Origin of the sequence: Enterobacter sp. CM29, from assembly GCF_013179605.1 — a bacterium.
GTDB lineage: Bacteria > Pseudomonadota > Gammaproteobacteria > Enterobacterales > Enterobacteriaceae > Enterobacter > Enterobacter intestinihominis.
Genome location: NZ_JABMCU010000176.1, coordinates 1 through 9,644, shown reverse-complemented (window position 1 = coordinate 9,644; position 9,644 = coordinate 1). Strand labels below are relative to the sequence as shown.

Sequence of the window (9,644 nt, the reverse complement as noted above, 5' to 3'; positions counted from 1 at the left end):
TTAATCCAGTACCTTTAGCACCAAACAAATGAGGCAATAATTTCCATTCATCAAGTTTGGATTGAATGTTAACTGTGTTATCCATAATCCATTGCCGTTTTTCGGATGGAACAGCTTTATCATTACCACGAAGAAGTTTATCTAAGTGTTGTAAAGTTCCATCCCAATAATCAGAAAGAAAGGTAATAATCTGGCGATTGATAGCTTTATAGTAATCTGAATCTGAACCCTTAGACGTTAAGCCAAACACTTTATTAAAACGGTTTAATCTCTCCCTTTTCAAACCGTTTTCAAACGGTGAGTAAGTACCATTACTTTCGCCGGTTAAATCTAAAACAACAGGCGGAGATCTTTTCCATTTCTTACATGAGTCAACCATTATTGAGTAAATGAAGTCATCTGGCTTTTGGTCAAAGAACCATATGCCCCAACCTTTTTTTATTGCTTGGTCAATACAAACTTGTTGTATAACACCTTTGCCTGTTTGCGTAGCACCTAGTATTTTTAAGTTCTTGGATTTAAATTCTTCGTCAGGTAGATATATAGCCTCGCCATTTTCATCTAATCCCATGAACATAAAATCATCTTTATAATATTCACGGTTATCAAAGTTCTTACTTAAGAACCTGTCTTTCTCGATTCTTATATCACTCAGCGAATCGCCAGTTTGTGATACGCGGAATTTTCTTCTAAAAGAGGAAATTCGCGGTGATAAATACCGCTTGTGTATTGCGTGAAAAAAATAAGGAATAACAAAAACAGTTAAGATTGAAAGGATAGAGCTTACAGTAAATATCTCGTCGCTAAGGTTGCTATAGATAGTTTTTAGAAATTCTATAGCTCCATCACGACCTAGCTGTTTTGCCGCAACAATTCCAGTATAAACATTAAATAGAACGAACAATAAAAGGTAGGCGACTAATATTTTTTGGCGAAAGTGCATGACTATATGTTCCCAAACACCCAAATTATCTTTCTTGGTTACATGACCAGAAAAAGTAAATTGGATTAGCATTGCGAGAACGAGAACAAATATATATGTCAAATTGGGATAGGCGTTATCGTATACCCACCTTAAGTAATCTACTTCGTTGTATTGCATATGAACTCCTTTATTAAATCGGCTTGTTTAACTCCATGCCTTAATACGATCCTATTCGACATACAATATGGCTTGTCTGTCGAGCTACATACTTTTACTGAGCAGAAGTAAGTTTACGCATCGTAAACTAACCCTATAAGTTTACGATGCGTAAACTCTGTATATAATTTAATCATTTATGGTGATTAAATTATGCACTACTTTCCTATTTTACTCCCTATTTTACTCTATTGTTATCCATAGAGACTAAAATAGAGAGTAAAACAGGAAGTCAAAGGCATGTTTTGAAGGTCGCAATGTAATCCTCTGTGGAGGATTGCAAAGCGACATCAAAACACATGCGGGGATGATTTCTGGACGAAATCAACCCCTTAGGGATTCCGGCTACGCCTCCACCCCCTTTCATTTCGGGTCGGCTGGACGCCTCGCCTGCATGAAATTCCCCCGCGCGGCGTCAGACGTCTGCGACGCCTGACCACCCCCCTAAGGCTGCTACGCATCCACGTTGCTTCCGTTTCACTCCAGCGCCGTGTATGCTTGCCCTTAGCGGTGCGTCGCCCTGGAACGGTCGAAAAGGCGCGAATCGGCGTATACGCCTCAAGCGCGCTTTTCGCGTTCCATGACTCGCACCACTATCGGGGCGCGGCGGTTCCCCCTCTCGGGGAACCTTGCGCCAGCCTAAGGGGGGTGGTCAGGCGTCTTCGCCTTTGGCTTGAGCCCTGACGCCGCGCGGATAGCGCGGATTGAACGCTTCGCGCCCCTGCTCATCCCTGAACGGGATGATTCGGGATAGACCGTAAATTATCGCGTGGGCGCGCTAATTTTCTTTGTCCTGCCGTGGGCGTCAGGACAATCTATTCAATCTCTTTTAACGGCTTTACCCGCCCCTAAAGGGGGCTTATTGGTGCGGTCTATTGCATCTTCCAGGTGGAGGCATCGTGAGTAACTTTGATATTAATTATGAGAAGCGGAGACGCGTTATTCTCTGGCTTGCCAAGTTTGGATTTTCAACCCGCGATCTGCTTTCACGGATGCTTAATGTGAACGTAAATGGTCAAGGTGATTTTTTTAAGCGGTTAGCTGATGAAGGTATAACAAAAGAAACCTATGTACCTGGTACTCGAAAGAGAGTGTTAACTCTCTCTAATGATGGCATTGAAGAAGCGAAGCTATCAAATCCAACTTTAGCCGTCAGGCAGTTTCGCCGTTTCCCATTGCATACTCTGATACATAGCTACAGCATTCAATCTTTCCTTACCGCACAAAAAGGAATTAAGGATTTTTATAGTGAGACTGAACTTGCGAAAGAGAAGTATGAACGTAGGCCGGATTTGCTAATCATCAACTCTAATGATGTAAAAATTGCTGTTGAAATTGAGCTAACACAAAAAGACACCAACCGCATATATCATAACTTTTACGCGCATTCACTGGATTGGCAAAAAGGCCGGTTTGATCATGTTATGTACCTGTTTACTTCCGCTGAGGTACAAAAAAATTATGCTGAACTTTACGACAAAAACCCTTGGCCTAAATTCGTCACTACTGATGGAAATGTTAGGCACATTTCCCGCGTTGGTTCTGTTGACCCTAAACCAATTCATGAGCATGGACTAGTAGTTTTCCATCGGTTCGAACCCTATTCTATGTGAGGTGAAAACATGCAATATCCGTTCGGTTATGTGGACGATGAGAATAAAGAAGCCATTAAAGAATGGAACCTGATCCATGATGAAATGCTACCTATTATGGAATTGTATAAGTCACCGGATATCACCGATATTTTTGTAGACCGCTACGACAATATCAATGTAATGAGGAATGGTGTGCTTGAGAAAACCAAGAAGGTTTTCGCATCCGAGGCCGCGCTAGTTTCCCTGTTGCAACAATTTTGTGTGACGCTGGATCAGGATTCGTTAGATCTCAAAGCACCTATCTTAGATGCACGATTACCTGATGGTAGTCGCATTAATGCAACACACATCTCTACTACTCCGTCCGGCTCAACTTTATCTTTACGTAAAGTCACTGTAGATCCGTTAACTGTTGATGATTTCATAAACTCTGGAATGATGACGCCGGAAATACTCGATTACTTAATCGACGTTATCAACAGAAAAGATACGTTTTTGATTTCGGGAAACATGGGTTCAGGTAAAACGTCGATCATGCGATTTCTTGCTGAGTACATAGATAAGAGAGAGCGTGTCGTAACTGCCGAGGATACACAGGAACTTCATATTCACCGTCTCTTTCCCTATGGTCTGGCAATGGAAGCACCAAACCGAAATGAAAGCCCTGTAGACCTTCCGGCGCTTATTCATGCAACGCTACGTCAGCAACCTGACAGGGTTTTGGTCGGTGAGTTACGTAAAGCTCCAGCGGTCGATGCGTTCATGCAGATTATCTATACGGGCGTTCGTGGATGTGGTTCAACCATTCACGGTAAGAGCTGCAAACATGCTTTATCCCGCATTCAGTATCTTCTGGCATCGGCTGGAAACGTTAGCTTTGAACTTACAGGCGTACTGCTGAGAGATGCTATTGATGTGATCATTCAGACACACCGTGATCCCAAATGGGGGCGTAGGATTACTGAGATAGCGCGGCTTGTAGAGGGTGAGCTTCAACTAATCTTCAAGTTCAACACTGAAACGGGTGTGCATGAGCGCATCGGTTAATGCAAACAGACATAAGCCGTCAACGGCGGCTTATGTATGTCAGTAATGAATCACCGTTACTAAATTTCTTATGATTTAACCCACTTTGATTTGAGTTAAGTCATGATATGTAATCAGAATGTTCTTAGTTAGCATCAGGTTATCAGAGTAGACTGATTTTTATGATTGATCGCATAGTGTAAAGAATGTAAAGTTTCCGCGCTGAAAAAGGCAGTTATCTACTACTTCTTTTTCATCGTTCTCCGGCGGGGTGAGCCATCTGGCTTAAATTCTGGCGGAGGGTTGATCCGGGAGCGGTGTTGTTCGGCTAGTTTGAAGAACTTCTCTCGGTCATCAAGGGACTGGCTTTTCTCCGCGTTAATCGTCATCAAGATTTCCGTTACGTCAATTCCTAAAGCAGTAGCGATATCTAAGCATTTTTCTCGGCTTAACCAAACTTTCCCATACTTCAGCGTCGTTATGTACTGGCGGCTGACATCCAAATAGTCCGCGATCTTAATGTTCGTGTTCAATCTCGTGTGGCGTTTCATCGCCTCAATATAATCGTAGAGTTTTTTCATCGCAGTGTTGAACCGTGCCTTGTTCGATGCTATAAATTCATTAAGTAATAGTGAATTGTTTACATAAGAGTATCAAGAGATGAGTAATTTACAGCCTGAATCAAACCCTAATTTGAAAAACAATGCTGTGTTCTCTGATCGAAAGATGAAAGCTGGCATTCCACACCAGATGTACATCCTTCTGTTCTTCATAAACGGTTTTGGCCTGCTACTGGCAATCAAATTTTTCAGCGTAATTTCCATGCTGGCCTTTGTCTTGTTTGTGTTAGTGACAGTTTTACCAATATACATCATTCACGACAAAGATCGCGATGCGCATGTGGTGTGGAGGCATGCCATTTTCGGCGGCGCTGACATGGACAACAGCCAGACTTTTCAACGCAAAGTAGTTTTTATCAACCTCTCAGATACTAAGGATCAGACTAAATGAAAAGCATGTTAGGGCGTTTCTTCGCCGGTATTAAGCAAAAGACAGGTCAGAGTGTAGCCGCTGTCACAGCCTTGGCTTATGCCGGTGTCGCTTCTGCTGCAAACAATGATGTATCGCTGCCATCTCCTAACCAGAGCTTTCTGCAAAAGTTCACTAGCTGGATGCAGGACGTAATTGATTTCGTAGGCGGCGCGGGTGTTCTGTTTATCGTCTTCGTTTCTGCGGCGGCTTGTATCGTGCTGTGGGTTACAGCCCCGAAATCAGGTGGTGCTGCTATGTCGTGGATTTTCCGCGTCTTGATGGGTGGTATCGCATTGTTCAACCTCGCGCTGCTAATTACCTGGGCGCAGGGATAAGGTAGGTTAAGATGCCTTCTAAAACGTTTAATGAGCAGTTAAACCTGGCAGGCCATAACGACGGTTGTGTCTATACATACCACGGTACTGTGATCGGTGGCCTGCAACTCACCGGCTTAGACCCAACTTTCGTAACTGAACAGGTGCGTAAATCTGTTTCCGCTATGCTTAGAAACATCTTTCAGCTTCTTCCTGCTGAAATTACGCTAACTGAATATTACCTGCATTATGAAGGCGTCAAAGTAAAACTGGCTGATCGCGATAACCCGCGCAGCCAGTTACTTTCTAAGCGTCGTCAGGCGTATCTGAATAAGGTGCGTAATCTCAATGGTTCGCGTCTTTGCTGGCTTGTTGAAATGAAGCCAGATGAAAATATCAACAGTGTTTTCTCTTTATCGTTTGCTAAAAACTTGTTCAACAGCTTTTTCGATGCTGACTCGCGTAAGCGCGTTGGCCTTGCGTTTAAAAATCATGATGCTTTCATGATTGAAATAGATGAATACCGCAAGCAGTGCCGCAAATTGCAGGAAACTCTGAGCGACCTTAATGTTCGCCTATCGTTTTTCTCGCCAGAGAATACAGAAATGGATGTGAACGGAATTTGGCGGCTACAAAAATTCCTGGCGAATTTCAACACAAGTTACCTTACGTCCAAGCCTTGTCCTACTCCTAAGTACGATTGGGATCAATATACGCTTGATGGCGAGCACATCACCAATATCACTATTGAGGGTGTGCCAATGCTTAAAATCGACGGTGCGCAGCCTGTATACGTGCGTATCGCCAGTGTAATTAAGCATGGTCAGGATGCCGTACCCGAATCCGTATGGGCATATAATGACGGCGACAAGAAGCCTGTTCTAATGTCTGGCAACTACGTCATTTTCAACCGTTTCATGCCCGTTAAAGGACTTAAACGTTCTCTGATGATCACTGCGCGAGAAAATGAACTTTTCCGTGCTCAGATCAGCTTTGCAGACCTGATGACTGCAAAGGTCAACTCAGAGCGTTCAGCAGCGAAAATCAAAGAGAATCCGCATCTTAAAAAGATGCAGGATGAACTGCTAAGTGCTTCGAACTCTCCTGACACTATGGGGCATTATCAATCTGCTATTGCCGTGTTTGATACTGACCCGCACAAGCTAATTGAGGCGAGCAAAGAGGTTAATCGCATCGTTTCAAATAACACCACGCTTGTTTGGGAAAGCGTGGGGCTTGAACGTGCTTACTATGCCATGCAGCCTGGTTATCCAAAGAATACTTATCGCTCTATGGTTTATTACACCTCACAGGCGGGAGCTGCGGCGCTGTTCTATAAGTCTCATGAGGGCATTAAGGAATGGAAGCGTGGTTTTGATACAGAGGAAGCCATCTATATATTCGAATCAGAAGATGGTGTGCCATTCCATTACACATCTGTTATTGGTGAAAAAAACCTGATAATCGGTGTTGGCCCAACCCGCTCAGGTAAGTCATTTGCTAAAAACGTGATTGCCTCACATTTCACTAAGCTGGGCGGCTTGTACTCATCGCTTGATGTTGATGCAGGTACTATTCCCTTAGCCAATTTCTTCAAAGAAGATGCAGCGGCGTTTAGTTTATCTGAGGGTGTGCAAAATGGAGTGAATCCATTTGTTTCCGCACATAATGAAAAAGACAATGATTATATTTCACACCTGATTAATCAGCTTAAATTGATGCTTCGCTTTAACGAAAGGGAAGAAGATAAATATTTCAGTCCTGATGAAGTAAACGAAATTGCACAGAATATAAAAAATCTGCTTGTTCAAGAGTTCTCGGAAATTGAAGGGCGTTTATCTACTAATACGCTTTCTACACTTATGGCTAAGTGTAGTTCACGAATTAAAGATAAACTTGCCGCATTCTACGGAACCGGACATAAAGCAAATCTATTCGACTGTGAAGTTGATGCTATCGGTAAATTAGATAAGCCATTAACCGTTTATAACCTTGCTTCGGTGAAAGATCAAAAGCAAGAAGCACAGTTAATGCAACGCGAGATTTTCTTTAGAACTGTACGCCTTTTCGAATCACAGAAATATCGTGATATGCCGAAATTCATGGATATTGATGAAGCGCAATATACCCTCTCTGTTAAAGGTGCTGCCGAATGGGCAATTGCTAAATCACGTACCTGGTTTAAACATGGTGGTGGCATGGGCTTCTGGACGCAAAGCCCGGGACACTATAAAGACCTGCCTGAATGGGAAACCTTACGTTCTGCAGCGTCTGTTTTCATGTTCATGTGTGATCAGGAGCCGAACGTAAAGCAGTACGTAGACACGTTCGGCATTTCAGAAGACCAGGTTGATATTATCCGTAATCTGGTACCACGCCGCCAGATCTACATTGTTATCCCTGAGGCACGTATCGCGAAGGTTGTTAATCTCAACGTTGAATCTGAGCAGTACGCAATATGCACATCTACAGCGCATGAAGCCTCATTAGCACATCGAATCTATCAGGAAACTGATGATATTGATGAAGCGATAGACCGGATTGTAGAAGGCTTGAGTAAACCTAAGACGCCTGCTGAAAGCGATCGAGACTTGGAGACTATGTATCTATGAATCGTAAATTTCTTGCGGTGATTATTGCAGGGGTTATTAACGCCCATATTGCTTTTGCCGGTGTACCTACTCTCGACTATACGCAGATTGCAGGCCAGATAAGGCAGATTTCACAGAGCATTAAAGATTATGAACAGTATCTGACTCAAACGGCGTTAAGCAACAGCGAACTCGTTGAAGCCTACAGACGTTATGATCAGATGCTTAACGACTATCAGCAGGTTCTGCGAGAGGCACAGCAGCTCAAGCAAACGCTTAAAGGTATCGATCTGCAAAACTTCCTGAACCAGCTTAAAACGATTGATATGTACGATCCGCGCTATGCCTTGGGCGATGACCCGAACGTAGGTAATCAACCTTGGGATAACGCAGTAGAGCGTAACAAGTTGATTAATGGCTGGGGCATGACCGATGAAGAATGGACTGAAATGAATAACTCCATTCCTTATCTGTCCAATGACAGGCAAAGAGCACAGCAAATATTCAAATATCGCAAGCGTAAAGCTGAAATGGCTGTACGTCAGGATGTTGCCGGAGAAACATACGACAGTAATATTTCTGAGCAGGCCGACAGAGCAGATGAATTAAATGATGCTCTTAATACATTAGGTGATAACGATACACTTGCCACGCAGCAGTTAATTGCTCGACAGCAGCAAATGATTATTGAGCAAAATCTGAACATGCAATCACAGCAGAATACTGATTTTAAAATGTCCAACCAACTCGCTAATGACTACTTCAACAAAATGGCGAGAGCCAGACAGTTGAGAGAAAAAGCCATGAGTGACGCGTACAAAGGAGAATAATGATGAATTTCAGCAAAGCGAGAGCTTTAATTTTAACAGCTATGCTTGCCGGAGCTTCTTTGAATGCAGTTGCGGCAGAAAAATATGTTGATCCTATTCAGAAGGGTATCGACATTAAACATAAAGCGATGGTCAAGAAACTGGAAAAAGACTGTGGCAGCAATAATCGCATGGGTTGTTTACTCAATGCCAAAAGGCAGGCTGCGGAGCAGCTTCCGAACAGAGGGAGCGTTGCGTATTCCAAAACAACCTATAGCGGATTATCCAAAGGCGAAGCAAAAGCGAAAGTAGGCCAGCTTATTAACTTATTTGACAAGCTACAAGGTCAGAGTTCATCAGCATGGGATGGAAAGCTGAAACAATCACAAGTTGAATCAGAAGTGCGCTGGTTAATGTCTAAAAAACTTAATCAGGATTCGCCGGATATTACATCTGCCAGAATGTATTTAGGTTTGCCTGTCAGGTAACTAAATAACAACTAATAAAATTACGGCAATTGCTGTAAGGGGAACCCTTTTGTGAAAAAGTTACTAGCTATATTTCTCATGACGTTTTTGTTTGCGCAAAGTGCATTTGCTGCAAACAGCGTTATGAGTGATGAAATTGATAAAGAGGTACAGAACTATGTAGATGCCATTTTTTCATCAAACGGCAGCGACATATTCTTGTTCGTTACTGCAATATTGACGTTCCTTTTTTTTATGTGCGTTGTTATTGAGTTGGTTAAGTTCATTAACGGTAATGCAGACTGGATAGCGTTTCTCGCGCTCGTATTTCTTTACTTTGCTACTGTGGCGCTTATTGCATCATATGGGCCATTTACCCAAGTTATTAAGGGCGTGTTTGAAGGGTTGGGTGAAACCTTCCAGTTCCTGATTGTTGGTTCCAGAGATAAAATGTTCCTGTCCAACTTCATTGATAACGTAATAACGAAAGCGGTACAGGCTCCAGATGTTGGGTTCACCGACTCAATCTATATGTGGTGCGTAACTATTATTTGGGGAGTGGTATCACTGTTATTGCAAGTTGCTTTCTACCTTGCAGATGTATATGTCACTTTAGGATATGCGCTTGCCAGAATTATTGGTGTGCTGTTTGTACCTTTCCTCGTGGCA

Annotated in this window: 8 protein-coding genes and 2 pseudogenes; 8 read left to right on the top strand and 2 right to left on the bottom strand. The window is 42.9% G+C overall.

The genetic code is table 11. The annotated features are described in order from the left end of the window. Nucleotides 1–1,102, bottom strand: a pseudogene (locus HP459_RS18190) (triK protein); the annotation flags it as partial. Nucleotides 1,103–2,040: 938 nt separating this feature from the next. Here HP459_RS18190 and HP459_RS18185 point away from each other — a divergent pair. Both HP459_RS18185 and HP459_RS18180 read left to right on the top strand, forming a co-directional pair. Continuing rightward, complete coding sequence (locus HP459_RS18185; RefSeq protein WP_171936598.1) at nucleotides 2,041–2,754, top strand: hypothetical protein; 714 nt, start codon at nucleotides 2,041–2,043, stop codon at nucleotides 2,752–2,754. Nucleotides 2,755–2,763: 9 nt separating this feature from the next. After that, nucleotides 2,764–3,783, top strand: a complete 1,020-nt coding sequence (locus tag HP459_RS18180; protein ID WP_171936597.1) for a CpaF family protein — start codon at nucleotides 2,764–2,766, stop codon at nucleotides 3,781–3,783. Nucleotides 3,784–4,004: 221 nt separating this feature from the next. Here the strand turns inward: HP459_RS18180 and HP459_RS18175 are convergent, their stop codons facing one another. Further along, nucleotides 4,005–4,343, bottom strand: a complete 339-nt coding sequence (locus HP459_RS18175; RefSeq protein WP_171936596.1) for a helix-turn-helix transcriptional regulator — start codon at nucleotides 4,341–4,343, stop codon at nucleotides 4,005–4,007. A gap of 79 nt (nucleotides 4,344–4,422) precedes the next feature. On the opposite strand from HP459_RS18175, the gene HP459_RS18170 reads away from it, so the two are divergent. The 6 genes and pseudogenes from HP459_RS18170 to HP459_RS18145 all read left to right on the top strand — a co-directional run. Further along, nucleotides 4,423–4,773, top strand: a complete 351-nt coding sequence (locus HP459_RS18170; protein WP_253939654.1) for a hypothetical protein — start codon at nucleotides 4,423–4,425, stop codon at nucleotides 4,771–4,773. After that, a complete protein-coding gene (locus tag HP459_RS18165; RefSeq protein WP_216661695.1) occupies nucleotides 4,770–5,129 on the top strand; it encodes a hypothetical protein in 360 nt (119 codons plus the stop codon). Before HP459_RS18170 ends, HP459_RS18165 begins: the two co-directional genes overlap by 4 nt. A gap of 11 nt (nucleotides 5,130–5,140) precedes the next feature. Further along, nucleotides 5,141–7,720 carry a VirB4 family type IV secretion system protein gene (locus HP459_RS18160; protein WP_171936595.1) on the top strand — a complete coding sequence of 860 codons (2,580 nt, stop codon included), beginning with the start codon at nucleotides 5,141–5,143 and terminating at the stop codon, nucleotides 7,718–7,720. Further along, nucleotides 7,717–8,529: a hypothetical protein gene (locus HP459_RS18155; protein WP_171936594.1), complete on the top strand. Its 813-nt coding sequence runs from the start codon at nucleotides 7,717–7,719 to the stop codon at nucleotides 8,527–8,529. Before HP459_RS18160 ends, HP459_RS18155 begins: the two co-directional genes overlap by 4 nt. Then, a complete protein-coding gene (locus HP459_RS18150) occupies nucleotides 8,529–8,996 on the top strand; it encodes a hypothetical protein (RefSeq protein ID WP_171936593.1) in 468 nt (155 codons plus the stop codon). Before HP459_RS18155 ends, HP459_RS18150 begins: the two co-directional genes overlap by 1 nt. Nucleotides 8,997–9,047: 51 nt before the next feature. Next, nucleotides 9,048–9,644: pseudogene (locus HP459_RS18145) on the top strand (conjugal transfer protein TrbL); the annotation flags it as partial.